Origin of the sequence: Xanthomonas sp. GW (assembly GCF_014236815.1) — a bacterium.
Lineage (GTDB): Bacteria > Pseudomonadota > Gammaproteobacteria > Xanthomonadales > Xanthomonadaceae > Xanthomonas_A.
Map to the genome: position 1 here is coordinate 4,887,851 of NZ_CP051189.1, position 23,821 is coordinate 4,911,671.

15 protein-coding genes and 2 pseudogenes are annotated in these 23,821 nt (G+C 69.1%); 7 read left to right on the forward strand and 10 right to left on the reverse strand.

Annotation, left to right across the window (positions count from 1 at the left end):
- Nucleotides 1–68: 68 nt before the first annotated feature.
- The 4 genes and pseudogenes from HEP73_RS21160 (at nt 69) to HEP73_RS21170 (ending at nt 5,373) form a co-directional block, all read left to right on the forward strand.
- Nucleotides 69–1,679, forward strand: coding sequence for a carboxyl transferase domain-containing protein (locus HEP73_RS21160; protein WP_185821441.1), 1,611 nt, complete (start codon nt 69–71; stop codon nt 1,677–1,679).
- A 758-nt stretch (nt 1,680–2,437) separates the two neighbouring features.
- Nucleotides 2,438–4,114 (forward strand): annotated as a pseudogene (locus tag HEP73_RS21165) (acetyl-CoA carboxylase biotin carboxylase subunit); the annotation flags it as partial.
- Nucleotides 4,115–4,159: 45 nt separating this feature from the next.
- Nucleotides 4,160–4,426: pseudogene (locus HEP73_RS22865) on the forward strand (acetyl-CoA carboxylase biotin carboxyl carrier protein subunit); the annotation flags it as partial.
- Nucleotides 4,427–4,635: 209 nt separating this feature from the next.
- On the forward strand, nt 4,636–5,373 hold the full coding sequence (locus tag HEP73_RS21170; protein WP_185821443.1) for a DUF6065 family protein: 738 nt from the start codon (nt 4,636–4,638) through the stop codon (nt 5,371–5,373).
- Nucleotides 5,374–5,956: 583 nt separating this feature from the next.
- Here HEP73_RS21170 and HEP73_RS21175 read toward each other — a convergent pair.
- Both HEP73_RS21175 and chrA read right to left on the reverse strand, forming a co-directional pair.
- Nucleotides 5,957–6,529: an excalibur calcium-binding domain-containing protein gene (locus HEP73_RS21175; protein ID WP_185821444.1), complete on the reverse strand. Its 573-nt coding sequence runs from the start codon at nt 6,527–6,529 to the stop codon at nt 5,957–5,959.
- An 88-nt stretch (nt 6,530–6,617) separates the two neighbouring features.
- Nucleotides 6,618–7,835, reverse strand: coding sequence for a chromate efflux transporter (chrA, locus tag HEP73_RS21180; RefSeq protein ID WP_185821445.1), 1,218 nt, complete (start codon nt 7,833–7,835; stop codon nt 6,618–6,620).
- A 928-nt stretch (nt 7,836–8,763) separates the two neighbouring features.
- On the opposite strand from chrA, the gene HEP73_RS21185 reads away from it, so the two are divergent.
- Nucleotides 8,764–10,107, forward strand: a complete 1,344-nt coding sequence (locus tag HEP73_RS21185) for a hypothetical protein (RefSeq protein WP_185821446.1) — start codon at nt 8,764–8,766, stop codon at nt 10,105–10,107.
- A gap of 129 nt (nt 10,108–10,236) precedes the next feature.
- Here the strand turns inward: HEP73_RS21185 and HEP73_RS21190 are convergent, their stop codons facing one another.
- The 5 genes from HEP73_RS21190 to HEP73_RS21210 all read right to left on the reverse strand — a co-directional run bounded on the left by HEP73_RS21190 (nt 10,237) and on the right by HEP73_RS21210 (nt 14,878).
- Nucleotides 10,237–10,398, reverse strand: a complete 162-nt coding sequence (locus HEP73_RS21190; RefSeq protein ID WP_185821447.1) for a hypothetical protein — start codon at nt 10,396–10,398, stop codon at nt 10,237–10,239.
- Between the two features lie 288 nt (nt 10,399–10,686).
- Nucleotides 10,687–10,974 carry a hypothetical protein gene (locus HEP73_RS21195; protein ID WP_185821448.1) on the reverse strand — a complete coding sequence of 96 codons (288 nt, stop codon included), beginning with the start codon at nt 10,972–10,974 and terminating at the stop codon, nt 10,687–10,689.
- Nucleotides 10,975–11,200: 226 nt separating this feature from the next.
- Nucleotides 11,201–11,623, reverse strand: coding sequence for a hypothetical protein (locus HEP73_RS21200; RefSeq protein ID WP_185821449.1), 423 nt, complete (start codon nt 11,621–11,623; stop codon nt 11,201–11,203).
- A gap of 60 nt (nt 11,624–11,683) precedes the next feature.
- Nucleotides 11,684–12,061, reverse strand: a complete 378-nt coding sequence (locus HEP73_RS21205; protein WP_185821450.1) for a hypothetical protein — start codon at nt 12,059–12,061, stop codon at nt 11,684–11,686.
- A gap of 120 nt (nt 12,062–12,181) precedes the next feature.
- A complete protein-coding gene (locus HEP73_RS21210) occupies nt 12,182–14,878 on the reverse strand; it encodes a bifunctional acetate--CoA ligase family protein/GNAT family N-acetyltransferase (protein WP_185821451.1) in 2,697 nt (898 codons plus the stop codon).
- Between the two features lie 522 nt (nt 14,879–15,400).
- Between HEP73_RS21210 and HEP73_RS21215 the strand changes: the two genes are divergently transcribed.
- Nucleotides 15,401–17,230 (forward strand): monovalent cation:proton antiporter-2 (CPA2) family protein, encoded by a 1,830-nt coding sequence (locus HEP73_RS21215; protein WP_185821452.1) that lies wholly within the window; start codon nt 15,401–15,403, stop codon nt 17,228–17,230.
- A gap of 624 nt (nt 17,231–17,854) precedes the next feature.
- On the opposite strand, the gene zwf is transcribed toward HEP73_RS21215, so the two are convergent.
- Nucleotides 17,855–19,672 (reverse strand): glucose-6-phosphate dehydrogenase, encoded by a 1,818-nt coding sequence (zwf, locus tag HEP73_RS21220; protein WP_185821453.1) that lies wholly within the window; start codon nt 19,670–19,672, stop codon nt 17,855–17,857.
- Nucleotides 19,669–21,459 (reverse strand): glycoside hydrolase family 15 protein, encoded by a 1,791-nt coding sequence (locus tag HEP73_RS21225; RefSeq protein WP_185821454.1) that lies wholly within the window; start codon nt 21,457–21,459, stop codon nt 19,669–19,671. Before HEP73_RS21225 ends, zwf begins: the two co-directional genes overlap by 4 nt.
- Before the next feature lie 165 nt (nt 21,460–21,624).
- Here HEP73_RS21225 and HEP73_RS21230 point away from each other — a divergent pair, with 165 nt between their 5' ends.
- Nucleotides 21,625–22,332 (forward strand): response regulator transcription factor, encoded by a 708-nt coding sequence (locus tag HEP73_RS21230; RefSeq protein ID WP_185821455.1) that lies wholly within the window; start codon nt 21,625–21,627, stop codon nt 22,330–22,332.
- Here the strand turns inward: HEP73_RS21230 and HEP73_RS21235 are convergent.
- Nucleotides 22,308–23,708, reverse strand: coding sequence for a sensor histidine kinase (locus HEP73_RS21235; RefSeq protein ID WP_185821456.1), 1,401 nt, complete (start codon nt 23,706–23,708; stop codon nt 22,308–22,310). The two genes, HEP73_RS21230 and HEP73_RS21235, sit on opposite strands and share 25 nt — an antisense overlap.
- Nucleotides 23,709–23,821 lie beyond the last annotated feature (113 nt).

The following is a 23,821-nucleotide window of genomic DNA, read 5'->3' on the forward strand; positions in this document are numbered from 1 at the left end:
CCGGTAAGGCGTCGCGGCTGAAGCCGCTCCTACACGAATCTCCTTTCCTCCTTTTCGATGGCCCTGCCATGAGCGTGATCCAGACCAAGTTGCAACCCGGCGACGACGCCTTCGCCGCCAACGCCGCGGCGCTGCGCGCGGTGGTCGACGAGCTGCAGCAGACCCAGGCGCGCATCGCCCAGGGCGGCAGCGCCGCGGCGCGCGCCAAGCATCAGGCGCGCGGCAAGCTGCTGGCGCGCGAGCGCATCGACGCGCTGCTCGACCCGGGCAGCGCGTTCCTGGAGATCGCCCCGCTCGCCGCGCTGGGCCTGTATGCCGATGAGGTGCCGTGCGCCGGCGTGGTCGCCGGCATCGGCCGCGTGTCCGGCGTGGAATGCGTGATCGTCGCCAACGACGCCACGGTCAAGGGCGGCACCTACTACCCGATGACGGTGAAGAAGCATCTGCGCGCGCAGGAGATCGCGCAGCAGAACCGGCTGCCATGCATCTACCTGGTCGATTCCGGTGGCGCGTTCCTGCCGCTGCAGGACGAGGTGTTCCCGGACCGCGACCATTTCGGCCGGATCTTCTACAACCAGGCCAACCTGTCGGCGCAGGGCATCGCCCAGATCGCCTGCGTGATGGGCTCGTGCACCGCCGGCGGCGCCTACGTGCCGGCGATGAGCGACGAGACGGTGATCGTGCGCGAGCAGGGCACGATCTTCCTCGGCGGCCCGCCGCTGGTGAAGGCGGCCACCGGCGAGGAGGTCAGCGCCGAGGAACTGGGCGGCGCCGACGTGCACACGCGCATCTCAGGCGTGGCCGACCATTTCGCCGACAACGACCTGCAGGCGCTGGCCCGGGTGCGCGCGATCGTGGCCCAGCTCAACTGGCGCAAGCCCGAGCCGGCGCTGGCGTTGCGCGCGCCGGAGCCGCCGCTGTATCCGGCCGAGGAACTGTACGGGGTGATCCCGGCCGACCCACGCAAGCCGTTCGACGTGCGCGAGGTGATCGCGCGGGTGGTCGACGGTTCGCGCCTGGACGAGTTCAAGGCGCGCTACGGCACCACCCTGGTCACCGGTTTCGCGCACCTGCACGGCTATCCGGTCGGCATCATCGCCAACAACGGCATCCTGTTCTCCGAGTCGGCGCTGAAGGGCGCGCACTTCATCGAACTGTGCGCGCAGCGCGGCATCCCGCTGGTGTTCCTGCAGAACATCACCGGCTTCATGGTCGGGCGCAAGTACGAGCACGGCGGCATCGCCAAGGACGGGGCCAAGCTGGTGATGGCGGTGGCCTGCGCGAAGGTGCCCAAGTTCACGGTGGTGATCGGCGGTTCGTTCGGCGCCGGCAACTACGGCATGTGCGGCCGCGCGTATTCGCCGAATTTCCTGTGGATGTGGCCGAACGCGCGGATCGGGGTGATGGGCGGGGAGCAGGCGGCGAGCGTGCTGGCGACGGTGCGCCGCGACGGCATCGAGACCAAGGGCGGCACTTGGCCGGCCGAGGACGAAGTTGCCTTCAAGACGCCGATCCGCGAGCAGTTCGAGCGCCAGGGGCATCCGTATTACGCCAGTGCGCGGCTATGGGACGACGGCATCATCGATCCGGCGCAGACGCGGCGGGTGCTGGGCCTGGGCCTGTCGGCGGCGTTGAACGCGCCGGCGGAACCGACCAAGTTCGGGGTGTTCCGGATGTGAGCGGGCACGATCGCCCTGCTTTGCACGCGCGGCGGTCGCCTGCCGTCCCACCGACCGTGGCCGACAGCTCCGCTGTTGCTGTTGCCTCTGCTGTTGCCTCTGCTGTTGCCGTTGCTTCTGCTCTCGCTGTCGCCTTTGCTTTGCTTGTGATCTACCGGGTCCCCTCAGCGCGGCAGGCCCGGCGGGCGAAAACCCGAAGGGCGGCGCGCAGGATGCGCGACGTTTTTCGTTGGCACATGGATGTGCCATCGAAAAATGCCCGTTGGGGCTGCGGACCCGGAGCGCGCAGCGCGGAGGGCGCGCTGCGGGGTGTGCTTTCTTTTGGTTACTTTTCTTTGCACAAGCAAAGAAAAGTGACCCGCGCCAGCGGAAGCTCTTGCTCTTGCTCCAAAGCTTCAAAACCTCAATGCCAGAACCAAGGCAAGGGCAAAGGCTTTCGCCTTGCGGCGAGTCACTTTTCTTTGCTCGCGCAAAGAAAAGTAACCAAAAGAAAGCGCGCCCTGCCTCGCGCCCTCCGCGCTGCGCGCTCCGGGTCCGCGTCCATACCGGGGATTCGCGGAAGGGGCATCCTGCCCCTACCGCGAACGGCGCACATCCTTGTGCGCCGCCCTTCGGGTTTTTCCCCGCCATGGCCGCCGCTGCGGAAGGGAACCCGGTAAGTCAAAAGCAATGGCAACAGCAACAGCCCAAGCAACTGCAACTGCAAGACACGACACCCCTTCTCCAGGCAACTGACCATGGCCACGCCCGACCTGCCGATGTTCGACAAGATCCTGATCGCCAATCGCGGCGAGATCGCCTGCCGCGTGATCGCCACCTGCCGCAAACTCGGCATCGCCAGCGTCGCCGTCTATTCCGATGCCGACCGCGGCGCCCGCCACGTGCGCCTGGCCGACGAAGCGATCCACATCGGCGCCGCACCCGCGCGCGACAGCTACCTGCGCAGCGAACGCATCCTCGACGCCGCCCAGGCCAGCGGCGCCCAGGCGATCCACCCAGGCTACGGATTCCTGTCCGAGAACGCCGACTTCGCCGAAGCCTGCGCCGCGCGCGGCATCGTGTTCATCGGCCCGCCGCCGGCGGCGATCCGAGCCATGGGCGACAAGAGCGCGGCCAAGGCGCTGATGCACGCCGCCGGCGTGCCGCTGACCCCGGGCTACCACGGCGAACGCCAGGAGCCGGAGTTCCTGCGCGAACAGGCCGACGCCATCGGCTATCCGGTGCTGATCAAGGCCAGCGCCGGCGGTGGCGGCAAGGGCATGCGCCGGGTCGATCGCAGCGAGGACTTCGTCGCCGCCCTGGCCGCCTGCCAGCGCGAAGCGCAGGCCGCGTTCGGCAACGCCCACGTGCTGGTGGAGAAATACGTGCTGCGCCCGCGGCATATCGAGATCCAGGTGTTCGGCGATACGCATGGCGAACTGGCCTACCTGTTCGAACGCGATTGCTCGGTGCAGCGCCGCCACCAGAAGGTGCTGGAGGAAGCGCCGGCGCCGGGCATGAGCGGCGAACGCCGCGCCGCGATGGGCCAAGCCGCGGTGGAAGCCGCGCGCGCGGTCGGCTATGTCGGCGCCGGCACGGTGGAGTTCATCGTCGCGCCCGACGGCGGGTTCTACTTCATGGAAATGAACACGCGGCTGCAGGTGGAACACCCGGTCACCGAATGCATCACCGGCACCGACCTGGTCGAGTGGCAGCTGCGCGTGGCCGCCGGCCAGCCGCTGCCCAGACGCCAGCACGAACTGGCGATCCGCGGCCATGCGCTGGAGGCGCGGCTGTACGCCGAGGATCCGGCGCGCGGCTTCCTGCCTTCGACCGGCACGCTGCAGCATCTGCGCCTGCCGGCGGCGGACGCGCACACCCGCGTCGATGCCGGCGTCGAACAGGGCGACGTCATCAGTACGCACTACGATCCGATGATCGCCAAGCTGATCGTCTGGGACGAGACCCGCGAACGCGCGCTGCGGCGCATGCAGGCGGCGCTGGCGGCGTGCCAGGTGGTCGGCGTGGCCACCAATGCCGCCTTCCTGCAACGCTTGATCGGCACCACGGCGTTCGCACAGGCCGATCTGGATACCGCACTGATCGAGCGCGAACATACGGCGCTGTTCGAGACTGCGCCGGCCACTGCCGAGCCGACCTGGACGCTGGCCGCGCTGGCCTGGCTGCTGCACGACCGCGCCGACGCCGCGCAACCCGGCGACCCGCATTCGCCCTGGGACCTGCGCGACGGCTGGCGCCTGGGCGAACCGGCGCCGCGCAACCTGATCCTGCAGCACGGCGAGACGCGCCGCACGCTGCGCGCGGTGGCGACCGACGCGGGCTGGCGCATCCACGATAGCGCCACCGATGCCGTGCTGCTCGCCACCGGCAGCCTGCAGGAGCAACGCCTGCAGGCGCAGCTCGACGTGCAGCGCGTGCACGCCGACGCGGTGTTCGCCGGCAGCCGCCTGCATCTGTTCGTCGCCGGCCAGGCGCACCTGTTCGACCTGCACGACCCGGTCGCCGAGGCCGACCAGCCGATCGCCGATGCCGGCGGGCTGACCGCGCCGATGCCCGGCCGCGTCGTCGCGCTGCTGGTCGCGCCTGGCACCCGCGTGGCGCGCGGCACACCGTTGCTGGTGCTGGAGGCGATGAAGATGGAGCACACCCTGCAGGCCCCCGCCGATGGCGTGGTGCATGGCTACCGCGTGCGCGAGGGCGAACTGGTCGGCGACGGCGTGGCGCTGCTGGAGTTCGAGGCGGACTGAGCGCGGGTCGGCGCGCCGGCAGCGCGCACGCCTGGCAAAGCAGGCACCGCCTGCTTTGCGCCATCGACCGCGCACGATCGCACTGCGATGCGTACGACCGCGACCAGCCACGGCCAACCGCAGCGAGCGCAATGCGGCCGCCGCGCGCGGTCACCAGGCGTGCGCCGACGCGTCACACTCGGCGCACACCCTCCGCCAAGCCCGCCGCCATGAAACTCACCGCCCACGTTCTCGATGGCCACACTCTAGACGTGCGCCCGGCGCCGCGCGAGCGGCCGTGGATGGACCGCACCGACCAGCGCTACGCCTACCGCTGCCTGCCGCTGGACATCGCCAACGCGCACGGCTGGGAGCTGCTGTGCCAAAGCGGGTTCGAGGCCGAATGGAGCGGCGGCAACGCGCTCGACGCCATCCGCATCCACCCCGATGCCGGCAGCCACGCGCCGGCGGTCAGCCATTTCGGCTACGGCGTGCTTACCTTCGACGTGCCTTGCCTGTTCCGCACCGAACCGGGCATGGACCTGTACGTGACCGCGCCGGTCAACCGGCCCAAGGACGGCATTGCCGGGCTGACCGGATTGATCGAGACCGACTGGAGTCCCTACACCTTCACCATGAACTGGCAGTTCACCCGCCCCGGACGCGTGCGCTTCGACGCGGGCGAACCGTTCTGCCACTTCTTCCCGGTGCAACGGCGGGTGCTCGTCGAGACCGAACCGCGCTGGCAACCGCTGTCGCAGACCCCGGAACTGGAGCGCGATTACCAGGCCTGGATGCGCAGCCGCGGCCAGTTCCTGCACGACCTGGAGCAAGACGATCCAGAGGCCAAGCGCGAAGGCTGGCAGCGCAGCTATTTCCGCGGACCGGCGCCGGGGCAGTGCCCGGCCGGGGTCGAGCATCGGGTCAAGCTGCGGTTGGCGCCGTTCACCCGTGATGACGACAGCTGAGTTGGCGTCAATGCATCGCCGAGGGCGGTTTATCTTGTGCGTGGCTGACTGCGTGTATGCAGCAGCTCAGAGATTCCCCTATCGAAGCCAGCCCGCGGAGCCGCATCGGTTTTAGAGGCTCTTCAACTGGCGTCCGGCCTCCGGCCATTTGTCTGGACGGCCTGCTCGGATGTAATCAAGGTATTCCGACTGAGCAATGCCCTGATTCACCCAGTGGGCTGGATCGGTTGCCAGTGATGTACTCGCATAGGCAAGTGCATCTTGTGGATCAGCGAATGACGCTACCGGCGCATCAGGACCGTCCGGCTCCAGATATGGGAAGTCATATAGGTCTAGGCGGTCCTGGTTGCCGATATCTTCGACGTCATGGACCCAGACCTCTATCGCCCCTTTCGCGGGACGCAACTCGACATGGCGCACGCACTCCCCATGTTCGGGACTACGGCCAAGGAATTGCTCAACGGACACTTCCCGATGAAGTGTGGCGGGGATATCGATAGCTGGAAGATACCGCACGATGGTCTGACACCTGGTTCGAGCCGCGTTGCAAAGGGATATCGCTTGAGTGAGTGAAGCGCAAGTCCTAATGGCACCACTGCCGTTCGCACGGCACGCCGTCGTGGTTGCCATCCATCTGCACGCCGGGGCAATTGCGCAGGAAATAGGTCGCCTCCTCGCACGAAGTCATCTGTGCGCAGTGGGTGCGTCCGTCGCATTGGAAGTGCTGCCCGGATGCCGCCGCCGCGGCTGGCACCGTGGCCGGTGCACTGGAAGTGGGTGCGGTGGCTGCACTCGGCGTCGGCGTCGACGTGCCAGCGAAGCGCGGTGCGAGCAGCGAATACGCATAGGCGCCGATGCCGATCACCAACAGCACGGCAAGCACGCGGCCGAACGCGCTGCCGGAACGTGCGTCAGCCGCGGCGCGGCGCGCCGGCGTGGTCGGTGCGCGGCCGGGGCGCATCACCCGCACCGCGCGTGGCCGTCCTTCCGCGTCCTTTTCCAGATCGAACGAAATCAACTCGCCGAGCCGCGGACGCACGCCGTCGTGCGGGAACGCCGCGATGTGCACGACTATCTCGGCATCGCCATGCGCCGAGCGCACGAAGCCGAAGCCCCGCTCATCGTCCCACTTGATCAACGTTCCGTGCGTACGCATGGCCCCTTTCCCCAAAGAGAAATCGCATTCCCGCTTACCGCCGACAACAACGCAAACGATGCCCGATTGCGGCCATCGGCGGCGGCGCCTAGCGCCCCAACGCGCCGAAGCCGAGCGCCGACACCGCACACCATGCCACGACCCACAGCGCCGGGCGCTGCAGGCGTGCCATCAGGATCAAGCCCAGTGCCACCACCAGCAGATCCGGCGGGCTGCGGATGCCGTCACGCCACAGCGGGTCGTACAACGCCGCGGCCAGCACGCCGACGACCGCGGCGTTGATGCCGGCCAGCGCCCGCGCCACCGGCCGGCGCCCGGCCAGCACCTGCCACAGCGGCAACGCCGCGCCCAAGACCAGCAGGCCCGGCGCGAACAACGCCGCCAGCGCCAGCATTGCCGCCGCACCCGGCGCGATGCCGCTTCCGGCGCTGGCCCCCAGGTAGGCGGCCAGCGCGAACATCGGACCCGGCATCGCCTGTGCCGCGCCGTAGCCGGCAAGGAAGGTGTCCGCGGACATCCACCCGCTGGCGACCAGTTCGCGCTGCAGCAACGGCAGCACCACGTGGCCTCCACCGAACACCAGCGCCCCGGCGCGGTAGAACGCCGCAGCGAGCGGCGCCGGCGCCGGTATCGCGGCGTTGCTTGAAGAGACCCACAGCGCCGCCAGCAGCAATCCGCCGAACGCCAGCGCACAGCACAGTCCCACATCGCGGCGCCAGCGCCGCGGCGCGGCCGCCGTCATCGGCACCGGCGGCGGCCGGCACCAGACGATCCCGGCCAGCGCTCCCAGCCCGATCGCCAGCGGCTGGCCCCAGGCGCGATCGAGCGCAAGCACCAGCGCCGCGGCCGCCACCGCCACCGCCACCGCCAACAGTACCCGCCGCAGGTCCGGCGTCAGCGTGCGCGCCATCGCGTATACGCCATGCGCGACCACCACCACCGCGACCAGCTTGAGCCCGTGCAGCAATTGCGCGCCGAGCGGATGCAGCAGCCAGCGCGGCGCGGACAGCGCCAACGCGAACATCAGCAGCGCCGACGGCAGGGTGAAGCCCACGAACGCCGCCAACGCCCCGCGCCAGCCTGCGCGCTGCCAGCCGATCGCGACGCCGAGCTGGCTGCTGGTTGGGCCGGGCAGCACCTGGCACAGCGACAGCAACTGCGCGAAGCCGGACTCGTCCAGCCAGCCGCGGCGGCGCACGAATTCCTCGCGGAAATAGCCCAGGTGCGCGAGCGGGCCGCCGAAACTGGTCAGCCCCAGGCGCAGGAACACGCCCAGCACTTCCCTGGCGCGTCCCGGCACGGACATTGGCGGCCGCTCGGCAACAGACATGCGGCGCCCCCTCGCGCGGCGCCGACAGTGGCGCACCCCGATTCTGCCAGGGTAATGCGACCGCCGCTGCCGGGGACCGCGACCGATGCATGCAGGCCGGCCCGGCACTGCCCGGGCGGGTTCGCATTCACACTGAACTGGCAGCTCACCGTCCTGGTCGCGTGCGCTTCGACGCCGGCGAACCGCTTTGCCACTTCTTCCAAGTGCAGCGATGGGTATTGGCCGAGACCGAGCCGCGCTGGCGGGGCAGACGAACGACCTCCCGACCTGCAGCCATGCCCGAGCGCATTCCCGACCTCGGTTGCGGTACGCATCCCAGCGCCTGCGCGGCAGCGCAACTGTCTACTACTTGTGCCGGGGCGATCGGCTAGAGTCGAAAGCGTCGAGCAACGCTGCGGATCGCGCGATAGCCGCGCACGCAGCGCATGACGCGTCACCTGGCACCCGCGCGGCAGCGTCACCGCCCGCCCCGCAGCATTCGTCCCCCGATGCTGCCTGCCATGCCGGCGTGTTCCCCCTGCGCTCGATGCACCTGGGACGATCACACAGCAGTTGCCTTCACCCGCCGGTCAGGAGCGCGACATGGATATTTCTTCTTCGATCCCGTAAGCGCAGCGTCGCAGGGCGCTGCCATCTTCGCGGCCAGGCGCGCACGCGCCGCGGCGGTGTGCGGTTCCCGAACAACTCTATCTCGACACAGCCGTCGCCGCGGTTGCGGGCGTGCATGCCCGCAGCGCGGGCCGGTGCGCCCGGCGCAAGGCACGTCCTCGCGCAACGGGCTGTGCATTCTCGACCGTGCCGTCGGCGCGGTCGTGTGGCCGGTCCGGGGCCGGGGAGAGTCCGGACACCTAATGCACGCAGGCCACGTCCGCGTTGGACCGACGCACACACCAGGGAGTACACCATGCACCTGCCTCATCTGCGCATCATCGCCGCCGCCGTCGCGCTGGCGCTCGCCAGCGGCACCGCGACCGCCGGCAAGTTTCCGGACTTCGGCTACGCGCCGCCACAGAGCTACAAGGGACCAGTGTTCCAGCTCAGCCAGGACTTTCCGCAGCAAGCGCCCAGCGGACCGCCGCCAGCGTTCTTCCAGAAGTTGCCCAAGCCGCTGAGCAACAACTTCGAGACCTGGCGCGGCTACGTGGACGCTGTGAAGACCTATTGCCTGGAAGGCAACGTGGAAAGCGACTGGTACGTGCAGAACAACAAGGTCCGGCGTTGGTACCACGCGCCGTGGCAGCACTACGGACCGCTCGGCCGCGAAGGCGTGCATGGCCTCACCAAGGAAGCGCAGATCCAGGTAAAGCAGTTGGCGCCGACCCAGCTCACTACCGGGCAGACCTTCGCGGTGGGCATCTACAACGACATCGGCGGCTATACCTTCGGCCAGGTGTGGAAGGATCCGCAGAATCCCGATCCCAGTTTCACCTCCAAGCCCAACAGCTTCCGCGACGGCACCGTGGTGTGCAAGGCGCTGTTCGCCGACGTGGACAGAAGCCAGGTGCCGTTCCTGCAGAACCCGGTGCTGTGGACGGCGTACGTCACCAACAGCTTCAGTTCGGCGGACAGAACGCTCAAGCAGGTGGCGCTGATCCAGATGGACTTCGCCGTGCGCGACAGCCGCGTTCCCGGCAGCGGCTGGATCTTCGGCACCTTCCAGTACAACGGCGCGGTCAGCGGCAAGCCCGGCTGGCAGAACCTGGTACCGGTCGGGGTGATGTGGGGTAACGACCCGCAGAATACCGGCAACGACTACACCAACAAGCAGCCGACCCAGACCCGGATCAATCCCAGCATCCTGCAGTCGGCGATCAACGCCAGGCCCGAACTGCCGGCGACCCACCTGGGCTGGAACGGCCGCCTCAACGGTCCGGTCGACAACCCGATCAGCTCCTGCCTGAGCTGCCATATGACCGCCGAATCGCCGCAACTCTCGCCGATGAACCCGACCTTCCAGGCGGCCAGCAAGATCCCGCCGATCGGCTCCAAGGAATGGATGCGCTGGTTCCAGAACAACGCGGCCGGCACGCCGTTCGACGCCGCGGCCCAGAGCACCGACTTCAGCCTGCAGCTGGCCGGCGGCATCGCCAACTTCTACGACTGGAAGTGCACCCAGGACGGCGTGTTCGTCAGCGGCGGCAATCTCTGCCAGCAGAGCGCGTTACCGCTGAAACTGATGCGCTCCACCACCCCGCCGGCCACGGTCTACCCGGTCGAACGTGGCGTGGACAACCAAGAGCTGGAATAGCCGGCAACGGAACGTCATGCCGGGTGGAGCGCGCCGCTGCGCCCGGCATGCGGCACCTAGCAGGATGGCTTCGCGCATGCATCCGAGGCCAGAGGCCTGGCTGCATTGTCGAGTGCGGCGCGATCGTTTCTACCTGATCGAGCGCGTGGTGTCGGCAGGCGCTCCGCGCACGCATAGCGCGAACGCGGCGACGCCCCATCCCGCGATCAGCACCGAAAGCGCGTACAGCGTGAGCACCAGCACCCAGTACTGCACCGGCGCCTGCGCGGCGACGGCGTGGACGGCACCCAATGCCCGGCTGGTGAATGGACTTCGCCGGACTGCAGGTCCGAACGCAGCGCCAGGCAGGTCAATGCACCGAAGGCGAGCAGGAGGGCACCGCAGACCATGAAAAGCAGCGGCCGATGCCTCGGCGGCTTCAGCATGCGGACGATGCGCAGCCCCGCCAGCGTGGACAGCGGAAGGAACGCGCCTGCCATCAGCCAAAACGTCATCCCGCGCGGCTCGTCCACGCGCGCTGGGAGGTGCAGCCTGACCTCCGGCCTGCGGCACGGGCAATCAGCCGCGACAGGGGCGGCGCTATCGCGCCAGCGCCGACTTGCACTGCTCGAACTCGCCGCGCAGCGTGCTCTTGAACATCTCGCTGCTTCCGGTCTCGAACTCCCTGGCAAGGGTCTCGGCCGGCACCTTCTTCAGTGATGCCTGCAAGAAGCAGGTACAGAACCGGCCTGCCTGCGTGGAAGTGAGTCCTGTCCTTGCCCCGAGGCGGCGTTCGCAGGTCTCGCCCAGTTGCTCGGGCGCGACGGATCGGGCACACCCGCACAAGGCCAGCATAGAAAGAAAAACCGCAGCAATCACTGCCCGCATCGATTGTCCTCAATGAAATGCACACGTGAAAAACGACACCCCGCGATCGACGCACAGGTGGCGATGGAAGCGCCGATTATCGCGCGTCGCGCTGGCGTGTGTTGGCCATATCGCGCAGCCGCAGCCACGACCTGCGGGTTTCGGCACCGAACGCGGTGCCGCGGCAGCGCCGACCTTGCGGCACCACTGCGTCTGGCGCCGGTCGAAGCACGCCGCAACGTCCGGATTACCCGCGATCCGCGCGCGGCGTCGGTGCTGCAGTCGACAGCATCCGTATGCAGGCGAGCAACAGGACGACGAAGCTCAGCTCCCATACGTAGAACGCAGCACCCACATGCTCGATCGCAACGTCGTTGCCGGCCTCGTTGAGCGAGAACACCGTGGCGCGGAAGGTGTCCAGGCCGATCAGGCAAGCCAATGCCGCACAGCACAGGGCCACCTTGAACCTGCGCAACGCGAACGCGAAAAACCCGGCTAAGAAGACCGGATTGGCGAACCAGGCGTAGCACTCGCCGTGATGGCTTTGTACCCAGCCCAGCACGAGCAGGACAAACCCAATGACATGCGATCCACCGCCGTACAACGCCGGCAGGAACAACGCCACGACGTACGCGAGCGCAGATGCGATAAGTGGAACGTACAGCTTCATTCAGTCATTCCCTATCCCTGGATTGAGCCGCGCCGCGAAGCGGCATCGGGCTGAAAGTCATTACACGCACAGCTTCCGCAAGAGCGGCACAACGTACTTTTCATCGGGGGACGCTTCCGGGCCATCCCCCTCATGCACGTACTCGCCCGCTTCGAAGGCATCGAACACGGCCCATGCGTAACCGGACATGCCCCTATCGGAATCCAGATGGTAACAGTACGCATATAGCCCATTCATCGCGCGGTCGGCAACCTCGTACGACAACTCTCCGCCCAGATAACGCTCGGCCACTCGCCGCGCGAACTGATCGCAGAACGTCTCGTGCGCATCTTCCTGCGTAAATCCCGACCACGCTGCTTCGAACGAGGATGCGCTGCCGACGATAGCGATGTGCAGGTCGAGTACGTCCTCGCCAATCGGGTTTTGTTGCGCGTTCAAGGCCGACGCATGCGCAGACGTCGGCGTGGAGCATGCGGCGCGATCGGCTACCTCCGTCACGCCTAGACACGATCCGCTCAGTCTTCCGAACCATCGTCGGAGCAGGTTTTTACCCAGACCTCATCCCTTCCCCACCGGCAACACCACATCCATCAACGTCGCGTCCTCCGGGTCCGGCGTGGCCTTGAAACCCAGGTGTTCGCACATCGCCAGCATGGTGCGGTTCTCGCGCAGCACCTGGCCTTCGACGACGTTGAGGCCGAGCCAGCCGGCGTATTCGATCATGATCCGCATCAGCTGCCAGCCAATGCCGTGGCCCTTGAGGTCGGAGCGGATCAGGATGCCGTATTCGCCGCGGTCGTAGTCGGCGTCGGCGTGCAGGCGCACCGCGCCGAGCATGTCGCCGGTCTTGGGTTCGATCGCCACCAGGGCGATCGAGCGGGCGTAGTCGAGCTGGGTCAGGCGGGCGATGAATTCGTGGCTGAAGTGCTTCACCGCCTGGAAGAAGCGCAGGCGCAGGTCCTCGTCGGTGACGCGGGCGAAGAAGCTGCGGAACAGCGCGTCGTCTTCCGGGCGCACCGGGCGCACGAACGCGGCGGCGCCGTCGTTGAGCACGATGCGCCGCTCCCATTCCTTCGGATACGGGAAGATCGCGAAACGCGGGTGGCCGCGGCCCTTGTGCAGGCGCCGCGACGGCGCCACCGCCACGCGGGCGTCCACCGCGATCACGCCGTCGCGGTCGGCCAGCAGCGGGTTGATGTCCAACTCGCGGATCTCCGGCAGGTCGGCCGCCAGCTGCGCCAGCTTGACCAGCACCATCGCCACCGCGCGCTCGTCGGCCGCGGGCACGTCGCGGTAGGCCTTGAGGATGCGACTGACGCGGGTGCGGCCGATCAGTTCGTGGGCCAGGCGCAGGTCCAGCGGCGGCAGCGCCAGCGCCTTGTCGTCGATCACTTCCACCGCGGTGCCGCCGCGGCCGAACACGATCACCGGGCCGAAGGTGGGGTCGTCGGCGATGCCGGCGATCAGTTCGCGCGCCTTCGGCCGCAGCAGCGTGGGCTGCACCAGCACGCCGTCGATGCGCGCATCCGGACGCGCGGCGCGCGCGCGGGCGAGGATGCCTTCGGCGGCGTCCTGCACCGCCTGCGCGCTGACCAGGTTCAAACGCACGCCGTCCACGTCGGACTTGTGCGGGATGTCGGCCGAATGGATCTTCACCGCCACCGCCAGCCCTTCGGCCAGCATCGGTGCCGCTGCCAACGCAGCCTCGGCGGCGCTGGCGGCGTGCACCACCGGCGCGGTGGGAATGCCGTAGGCGGCGAGCAGGCGGGTGGTGGCCAGCGGATCCAGCCAGGTCTGCCCGGCGGCCAGCGCGGCGTCGACGATGCCGCGCGCGGTGGCCGCGTCGAACACGAAATCCTCGGGCAGGCTGGGCGGGGTCTCCATCAGCGCCGCCTGCGCTTCGCGGTAGCGCACCAGGTGCATGAAGCCGCGCACCGCGTCGGCCTCGGTGGCGTAGGTGGGGATGTGCGCGGCGTTGAGCGTGGCGGTGGCGCTTTCGTCGTTGCCCAGCCACACCGCGAACACCGGCTTGTCGCGGTGGTGGCGCGGGCGCAGGCCGAGGGTGCGGGTCAGCGCCTGCGCCGCGTCGGCCGAGGAGGTGAAGGCGGTCGGCACGTTGACCACCAGCACCGCGTCGTTCTCCGGATCGGCCAGCAGCGCTTCGGCGGCGGCGGCATAGCGCTCGCCGTCGGCGTCGACCACGATGTCCACCGGGTTGGCGTGCGACCACTCCTGCGGCAGCGCCTGCTCCAGGCGTTGCAGGGTCTGCGGCGACAGCGCGGCCAGGGTGCCGCCGAGGTCGGCGAGCTTGTCCACCGCCAGGCGGCCGACGCCGCCGCCGTTGCTGAGGATGGCCAGGCGGCGGCCGGGGAAGGTGCTGAGCCGGCCCAGGGTCTCGGCCGCGGCGAACAGCTCGTCCAGCGCGCGCACGCGCAGCAGGCCGGCGCGGGCGAAGGCCGCGCCGTAGACCGCGTCGGAACTGGCCAGCGCCTGCACGTGGGTGTCGGCATTGGGATCGATGCGCAGCAGGCGCCCGGATTTCACCACCACCACGGGTTTAGCGCGCGCCGCGGCGCGCGCGGCGGACATGAACTTGCGTGCGTCGTGGATGTGTTCGACGTACAGCAGGATCGCGCGGGTACGGTAGTCGGTGGCGAAGTAGTCGAGCAGGTCGCCGAAGTCCACGTCCAGCGCATCGCCCAGCGACACCACCGCGGAGAAGCCGACCGAGCGCGCCACGCCCCACTCCACCAGGGCGGCGGCGATGGCGCTGGATTCGGAGATCAGCGCCAGGTCGCCCGGCTGCGGGCAGTGCGCGGCGATGCTGGCGTTGAGCTTGGCGTGCGGGGCGATCACGCCCAGGCAATGCGGGCCGAGGATGCGCAGGCCCTTGGCGCGCGCGGCCGCCTCGACCCGCGCCGCAGCCGAGCCGGGGCCTTCGCCCAGGCCGGCGGTGAGGATGATCGCCGCGGCGACGCCGCGCCGCGCGGCGATGGCGACGATGCGCGGCACGATCCGCGCCGGTGCGGTGATGACCACCAGGTCCGGCACCCACGGCAGATCGGTGAGTCCGCGCACGGTGGGCACGCCGTCGATCTCGCGGTAGCGCGGGCTGACCCAGCCGATCTGCCCGGGAAAGCCGGCGGCGCGCAGGTTGCGCACCACCGCGCGCCCGGCCGAGCGCTCGCGCGGACTGCCGCCGACGATGGCGACCGAGGCGGGGCGGAACACGGACTGCAGATGGTAGGTGCTCATGGCGGGCGCGGGCGGGCAAGCGGTGCGCCAACGGTACACGGGTGATGCTGGCGTGGGGATGATCGGGGAATGCGGATGCGTCGCGGCCTGCCGGGTCGCGGCTTCGGGCGATGCGGGAAAGGCGGTGGGTTCCGGCGTCCCTGCGTCGGGACTGAAGTCCCTCCCACAGTGCACCTCCGGCCAGTTGCGAAGTCCCTGCAGGAGCGGTTTCAACCGCGACGAACGAAGCGGTGCAGCTGGCAGGTTCGGTATTCTGTCGGGGCTGAAACCCCTCCTACAATGCATTTGGACGCTGGCCGCGAGTTCCTGTGGGAGCGACTTCAAGTCGCGACGAACGAAGCGGGGACGCTTGTCGCTTCTCATCTTGTCGGCGCCGGTGGCCCGAAGCCGTTAAGGCGGCCCTCCAGCGCCCCACCCGGTATCCCGCCGATGCCGAAGGTCGGCATCCGCCTGCGGCTTCCCCCAATCCGGGTAAGCGGACGGTCGTGTGGCGGCCGCATAATGGCGCGATGGAGACGACTCATGCATAGCGGCGGCCTGGAGCTGGCGCTGGTCTTGCTGCTGGCCGCGGTGATCGCGGTGCCGGTATTCAAGCGCCTGGGCCTGGGTGCGGTACTGGCCTATCTCGCCGCCGGCGTGGTGCTGGGTCCGGACGGGCTGGGCTTCGTGCAGGACACCGAGCGCATCCTCAACGCCGCCGAGATCGGCGTGGTGATGCTGCTGTTCCTGATCGGCCTGGAACTGTCGCCGGCGCGGCTGAAACTGATGCGACGCGCGGTGTTCGGCGCCGGTACCGCGCAGGTGGTGCTGACCGCACTGCCGCTGGGCGTGCTGCTGCTGTGCCTGGACCTGAACTGGAAGAGCGCGCTGGTGGTGGGCCTGGCGCTGGCGCTGTCGTCCACCGCGGTGGGCCTGCAGTTGCTGGCCGAGCGCAAGGCGCTCAACAGCGACTACGGCCGGCTCGGTTTCGCGATTTTGCTGTTCCAGGACCTGATCGCGATCCCGCTGCTGGCCGCGATCCCGCTGCTCGGCGGGGCCAAGAACGACACCCTGACCTGGACCGAGGTGGCGCAGGCGCTGGGCGCGCTGACGGTGGTGGTGCTATGCGGGCGCTTCGCACTGCGCTACCTGTTCCGCATCGTGGCGCGCACGCGCATGCCCGAGGTGTTCACCGCCAGCGCGCTGCTGGTGGTGCTGGGCAATGCGTGGTTCCTGCAGAAGGCCGGGCTGAGTCCGAGCCTGGGCGCGTTCCTGGCCGGCGTGCTGCTGGCCGACTCGGAATTCCGGCACGAGCTGGAGGCGCAGATCGAGCCGTTCCAGGGCCTGCTGCTGGGCGTGTTCTTCATCGCCGTGGGCATGGGCATCGATCTTGACCGCATCGTCGCCGAGCCATGGCTGATCGCCGGCGGCGTGGCCACGCTGCTGCTGGTCAAGTTCAGCCTGCTGGTCGGCATCGGCCGGGTGGCGCGGTTGCCGCTGCGCAGCGCCTTGTTGCTGGGCAGCCTGTTGTGGCTGGGCGGCGAATTCGCGTTCGTGGTGTTCACCGAAGCGCAGCGCGTGCAGTTGCTGGACGACGCCAACCACGACCGCCTGGTCGCGGTGGTCGGCGTGTCGATGGCGCTGACCCCGCTGCTGCTGATCGGCATCCAGCGCCTGCTCGACAGCGGCGAGGCGGCCAAAGCCAAACGCACGCCGCCGCCGGCCGCCCACTACGACACCGTGGACGAGCAGCGCGCGCAGGTGCTGATCGCCGGCATGGGCCGTTTCGGCCAGATCGTGGCGCGCCTGCTGACCGCGCAGCGCATCCCGTTCGTGGCGCTGGAGCACAACCCGGACACAGTGGAAGACCTGCGCCGCTTCGGCAACAAGATCTACTACGGCGACCCCAGCCGCCCGGACCTGTTGCGCGCGGCCGGCAGCGACAGCATCGGCATTTTCGTGGTGGCGATGGACGACCCGGAGACCAACATCAAGACCACGCGGCTGATCCGCCGCCTGTATCCGAAGGCGCAGGTGCTGTCGCGCGCGCGCAACCGCCAGCACGCCTGGCGGCTGATGGACTTGGGCGCCGAACCGTTCCGCGAGGTATTCGCCTCCAGCCTGGAGCTGAGCGAAAAGGTGCTGGTGAACCTGGGCCTGAGCGCGGAGACCGCGCGCGACCGCATCGCCCGCTTCCGCCAGCACGACGAGCAGCTGTTGCGCGCGCAGCACCTGGTCTACGACGACGAAGCGGCGGTGGTGCAGACCTCGCGCGATGCGCGCGCGGATCTGATGCAGCTGTTCGAGGCGGATGTGAGCGAGGTGCCCGGAGAAACGGCGGCCGATGCGGCGGCGGCGAAGACGCCGTCGTAGCGGTGTTGGTGGTGCGGCGCTTGCGTGGTTTGTGCGGCGAAAGGGCTGGCGGCAGGATGTCGGTCATGGCAGTGCCGGATGCCGGTTGGATCCTTGCTTCGTTTGTCGCGGCTGAAGCCGCTCCTACAGGGTTTCGCGCGTGGCGGGTGCCCTTGTAGGAGGGGCTTCAGCCCCGACAGAATGCCGAACCTGCCGGCTACGACGCTTGGCGTGTCGCGGCTGAAGCCGCTCCCACAGGACTTGCGGCCGGCTTGCCGGGTGTTGTGGAAGGGAATGCTGACGGTCTTGGGCCATTGGTTCCGACAGGATCCGAAATCTGACGATGTCGCGGCTTCGTTGGTCGCGGCTGAAGCCGCTCCTACAGGGTTTCGCGCGTGGCGGGTGCCCTTGTAGGAGGGGCTTCAGCCCCGACAGAATGCCGAACCTGCCTGCTCCGCCGCTTCGTTTGTCGCGTCTGAAGCCGCTCCTACAAAATTGCAGCGGGCTCGCTGCTGCAGCACTCGCGGCTGGCACGCCGGGTGCACTGTGGGAGGGACTTCAGTCCCGACTGCAGCCAACGCCGATCGCCACGGATGGCCCCATGCCACCCGGAGTCGCTCCCACGCGGACGATGCGCACCGCCGGTCAGCGCTTCGCCGCGGCGCGCTTGGCAGCGGTCGCGGGCGACTTCTTCGCCACCGGCTTGCTCGCTTTCCCGGGCGCGGACTTGACTGCCTTCTTCGGCACAGCTGTCTTCTTGCCTTCTGTCTTCTTGGCCGGAGCGACCGCCTTCTTGGGCGAAGCGGCGCGCTTGGGCTTGCCGGCGCCTGCCGCCTTGGCCTTGGAGGCTGCAGGCTTGGCAGCGGCCGCACGCTTCGCCGGCGCTGCCGACTTGGCGTCGGCGCCGCCTTCCGCGGGGCGCCGCGGCGGTGGGCGGCGGCCGGCGGTCAGGGTGCGCCAGCTGTGGCCGCCGTTGAGCGCGAGCAATGCGTCGGCGGCGGCCGGGCCGGCGCTGCCGGCCGGGTATTGCGCCACTTCGTCGGCCGAGGCCTGCCAAGCATCCAGGATCGGCTGCACGATGCGCCAGGCCGCTTCGACCATCGTCGCGTCCTGGAACAGGCCGGCCTCGCCGTTCATGCAGTCCTGCAGCAGGCGTTCGTAGCCGACCGTGTATTCCTTCGGGAACCAGTCGCGGTATCGGAAGTCCATGCGCACCGGCGCAAGGCTGACCCGCGCGCCCGGTCGCTTGACGTCGAACTGCAGCGAGATGCCTTCGTCGGGCTGGATGTGCAGCACCAGCCAGTCGGGGCCGTAGCCGCCGATCTCGGCGCTGCGCAGCGGCGCCAGCGGCGCCGGCTTGAAGCGGATCGCGATCTCGGTGGTGCGTTCGCGCAGGCGCTTGCCGGTGCGCAGGTAGAACGGCACGCCGGCCCAGCGCCAGGTATCGACCTGCAGCTTCATCGCCACATAGGTCTCGGTATTGGAATCGGCCGGCACCGTGTCTTCCTCGCGGTAACCGGGCACCGCGTTGCGCCCGATCGCGCCGGCGGCGTACTGGCCGCGCACCACGTCGCCCGGGGCCAGCGGCCGCACCGCCTCGATCACCTCGGCGCGCCGGCGCAGCATCGACGCGGGCGTGAACGCCGCCGGCGGTTCCATCGCGATCATCGCCAACAGTTGGAACAGGTGGTTGGGCACCATGTCGCGCAGGCAACCGGTGGGATCGTAGAAACCGCCGCGCCCTTCCACGCCGATGGTCTCGGCGGCGGTGATCTGCACGTGGTCGATGCGGTCGCGGTTCCACACCGGCTCGAACAGGCCGTTGGCGAAGCGGAAGGCGAGGATGTTCTGCACCGTCTCCTTGCCCAGGAAGTGGTCAATGCGGAACACCTGGTCCTCGTCGAGCACGCGGCCGACGATGGCGTTGAGCTCCTTGGCGCTGCGCAGGTCGTGGCCGAACGGCTTCTCCACGATCACCCGGCGCCAGCCGCCGCCGGCGGGCTGCTTGACCAACCCCGCCGCGCCCAGCTGCTCGATCGCCGGGGCGAAGAAACGCGCCGCGGTGGCCAGGTAGAACAGCACGTTGCCGCCGGTCTGGTACTGCGCGTCGTACTTGGCGATCACCTCGCCCAGCGCGCGATAGGTCGCCGCATCGGCGAAATCGCCGCGCAGGTAGTGCAGGCGCGTGCGCAACCAGTTCCACACCTCCTCGTCCAGGCCGTCGGCCTTGAACTCGGCATCGCGGTCGGCCATCAGACCGTGCAGCGCGGTGCCGAGCAGGCGCCGCCAGCTGGTTTCGCTGATGTCGCCGTGGTCCACGCCGATCACCGCGAACTGTTCGGGCAATGCGCCGCTGCGGCGCAGGTTGTACAGCGCCGGCAGCACCAGGCGCCGGGTCAGGTCGCCGCGCGCGCCGAACACCACGATCAGGCACGGAGGAGTGGTTTGCGTCGCTTCGCTCATGGATGGGTTTCCTGTTCGCCGATTAAGCCATGCAGGCGCAACGCGGCGTGGACCAGGGCCACGTGCGAGTAACCCTGCGGAAAGTTGCCGAGCATGCGGCCGCTGCGCGGATCGTATTCTTCGGCCAGCAGGCCGACGTCGTTGCACAGGCCGAGCAGACGTTCGAACAGCGTGCGCGCCTGCGCCATGCGCCCGAGCAGCGCGTAGTTCTCCACCAGCCAGAAGCTGCAGGCGATGAAAGTGCCCTCGCCGGCCGGCAGGCCGTCGCCGCTGTCATCGTCGGCGCGGTAGCGCTCGACCAGGCCGTCGATGCTCAGCCGCTGCGCGATCGCATCGGCGGTGGCGGCCACGCGCGGATCGTCCGCCGGCAGGAAGCCGACCAGCGGGATCAGCAGCGTCGCCGCATCCAGCCGATCGCTGCCGTAGCTCTGCACGAAATAGCCGTCCGGGTGCACGCCCTGCTCCAGCACCTGCGCATGCACTTCGTCGGCCAGCGCACGCCAGTGCGCGCGTTGCGCGGCGTCGGCGTCGGTGACCCCGTCGCGCGCGCCGCAGTCGAACGCCAGCCACGCCATCACCTTGGAATGCACGAAATGGCGGCGCTGGTCGCGGATCTCCCAGATGCCTTCGTCCGGCTCGCGCCAACGCTGCTCCAGCACTTCGAGCAGTTGCCGCGCCAGCGAGCGGCCATGCGCCGCGGTGGCCATGCCTTCGTGGTGGCCGCGATGGAACGCGGCGATCACCTCGCCGTACACGTCCAGCTGGAACTGGCCGGCGGCGGCATTGCCCACGCGCACCGGCAGCGCGCCTTCGTAGCCGGGCAGCCAGTCCACTTCCCATTCGGGCATGCGCCGTTCGCCGCCGATGCCGTACAGCGCCTGCAACTGGTCGGGCGAGCCGGCCACGGTGCGCTGCAGCCAGTCGTGGAACGCGGACGCTTCGTCGGAGTAGCCGGCGGCATGCAGCGCGGTCAGGGTGAACACCGCATCGCGCAGCCAGCAGAAGCGGTAATCCCAGTTGCGCTCGCCGCCGAGCCGTTCCGGCAGCGAGGTGGTGGGCGAGGCGACGATCGCGCCGGTGGGCAGGTAGCTGAGGCCCTTCAGCACCACCAGCGAGCGCCGCACCGCCTCGGTCCACGGACCTGCGTGCACGCAGCGGTGCGACCAGCCATGCCAAAACGCTTCGGTCTGCGCCAGCGCCTGTTCCGGCGCCAGCGGCGGCGGCAGCTCCAGGTGCGAGGCGCCATGGCTGAGCACGAACCAGGTGCTGTCGCCCGCCTCCAGCGCGAAGTCCGCTTCGGTGGCGAAGCCGTGGCCATGCATCGGCTGCGGGCTGCGCAGCGCGATCTGGTCCGGCCCGGCGATCGCCTGCAGGCCGCCGTCGATCTGCGACACCCAGGGGATGGTGCGGCCGTAGTTGAAACGCAGCTGCAGCTGCATGCGCAGCGGCACGCGCCCGCGCAAGCCGCGCACGATGCGCACCACGTGGTTGTGCACGTCGTCGTTGTGGCTGGCGACCATGAAGTCCAGCACCGCCACGGCACCCTCATCGGTTTCGAACTCGGTTTCCAGCACCAGGCTGCCGTCGCGGTAATGGCGCGTGCTGCGAAACTCGCCGACCGGCGCGATCGACCAGCGGCCGTGCTCCGGCGTGCCCAATAGCGCGGCGAACAGCGCGTCGGAATCGAAACGCGGCAGACAGAGCCAGTCGATCGAGCCGTGCTTGTCCACCAACGCCGCGCTACGGCAATTGCCGAGCATGGCGTAGTCCTCGATTCGTGCTGCCATCATGTCCGCCGTTCGCCGGGAAAGCGCGAGTTTGCCAGCGCCGGCGTTTGCTTTGCGTAAGGGCCGCCGGCCGGCCAGCGCGTGCCATCAAGGCCTGCTCGGGGATCGACGACGCGCGCCACGGGCATACGCGATCGGCCGGCTGCCGCTACACTGCGCCGGCGCATGAATGCCACTATCGCCGCCGCCGCCCTGCGCGTTCTGGTCCTGGAGGACGATCCAACGCTGCGCGAGCGCATCCTGCTCCCGGGCCTGCGCCGTTTCGGCTTCGACACCCATGGCTGCGGCAGCGGCGCCGAACTGCAGGCGCGGCTGCGGACCTGGCCCGCCGACATCGTGGTGCTCGACGTCGGCCTGCCCGACACCGACGGCTTCACCGTGGCGCGGGAGTTGCGCCAGCAGTATCCGGCCATCGGCATCGTCATGCTGACCAGCCTGGGCGAGACCGAAGACCGCGTGCGCGGACTCACCGGCGGCGCCGATGCCTACCTGTCCAAACCGGTGGAGATCGACCTGCTGGCGGCGACCTTGCACAGCCTGACCCGGCGCCTGGGCGGCACCCCGCTGGAGCCGACGCGTGGCCGCTGGCAGCTCAGCGAGGACGGCTGGTGCCTGCTGGCCCCGTCCGGCGCGGCGGCGGCGCTGACCGCAAGCGAACGCCGCCTGTGCAAGCGCCTGCTCGAGCAGCCCGGCCTGCTGGTCGCGCGCGAAGCGTTGATCGCGGCGCTGACCGACCGCGTCTACGACTTCGACGCGCACCGCCTCGACTCGATGGTGCACCGCCTGCGCAGCAAGGCGCAGCGCCGCTGCGGCATCGCCCTGCCGCTGGCGGCGGTGCACGGCAAGGGCTACATCTTCGATCCGTCCGGCTGAGTTGCGGCCACGCGCGCAGTGCCGGCTGCCGCGGTTGCCTGCGGCAAGGCGATGCGGAAGCGGGTGCCCACGCCCAGTTCGCTGTGCACCTGGATGCGGCCGCCGCTGCGCACCACCAGATCGTGCACCACCGCCAGACCGAGCCCGGTACCGCTGTCGGCGGGCTTGGTGCTGTAGAACGGCTCGAACACGCGCGCCATCACGTCCGCCGGCATGCCCTGGCCGTCGTCGGCGATCTCGATGATCGTCCACGCCTCTTCGCTGCGCACGGCGATGTCCAGATGGCCGCGGTCGGCGATGGCGTCGCGGCTGTTGCTGGCCAGGTTGAGCAGCATCAATTCGAACTGGCTGCGATCCAGGTGGATCGGCGCCGGCGTCGCCGGCAAGGCGCAGCGCAGCACGATGCGCGCTTCCAGCAATTGCCGCAGCATCGGCTGCAACGCATCGATGGCGGCCGCGGCGTCGAAGTCCTCGGCCTGTTCGCCATCGCGGCGGCTGAAGCGCAGCAGCCGGCGGATCACCGCCATGCCGCGCCGCGCCGATTCCTCCACCGACGCCAGGCTGTCTTCCAGCAGCGCGATGCGCTCGCCGTCGCTGCCGGCCTCGTCGTCGTGGCGCGTGGCGGAGAAGCCGACGATCACCGCCAGCACGTTGTTGAAATCGTGCGCCAGGCCGCCGGCCATGCGCTCGACGATCTCGCGCTTCTGCGCATGGATCAGCTGCGCCTGCGCGCGTTCGCGCGCCAGCATTTCCTGCTGCAGGCGATGCCCGCGCGCATTGGATTCGCGCAGGCTCTCGCGTAGCGCTTCGGTGGTGCGATCCAGCAGCAGCGTCACCAGCAGGTAGCTGAACAGCACCGACGGCAGGTTGTAGAACGCGCGCCCCGGCTCTTCGACGAATTCCAGCAGCGCGTCGTGGCCCACGCCCAGGCCCAGCATCAGCAGCAGTGCGCCGAAGGTGATCCAAAGCGCACGGCGCCCCAGCACCAGCCCGGCCAGGATCAGCACCAGCATCTGCGCCAACTGGTCCGGCAACTGACGCTGCAGGCCGTTGACCGCGGCATTGACCAGCAGCGACGCCAGCATCGCCGCCAACAGCAAGCCGACGCCCCCGCGCAGCGCGCCGCGACGCACGCGCATGAAGCCGATCGCGGCGCACACCGCGATCAGCAGGCTCATCGCCAGCGACACCACCATCCCGGGCGGCACCGCACGTCCGCTCAATTGCGGCCAAGCGAGGGTCAGCGCGACGGCGAACGTGGCCGGAATGGTGATCGCCAGGAACAGCAGCAACAGCTGGATCACCCGCACGTTGCGCCGGTCCACCTCGTCCACGACCGGCGCCCGGTCGAACCAGTTCAACAATGCCCTCACCATCCGAATGTGCTCCCCATCCCACCGACTCGGTGAGAACCCGGTGATGATCGGGCGAGAACTTGCGGGTGACAAGCAAATGACGCAGCGCCTAAGTTCGCTGCACGGAGCGCGCC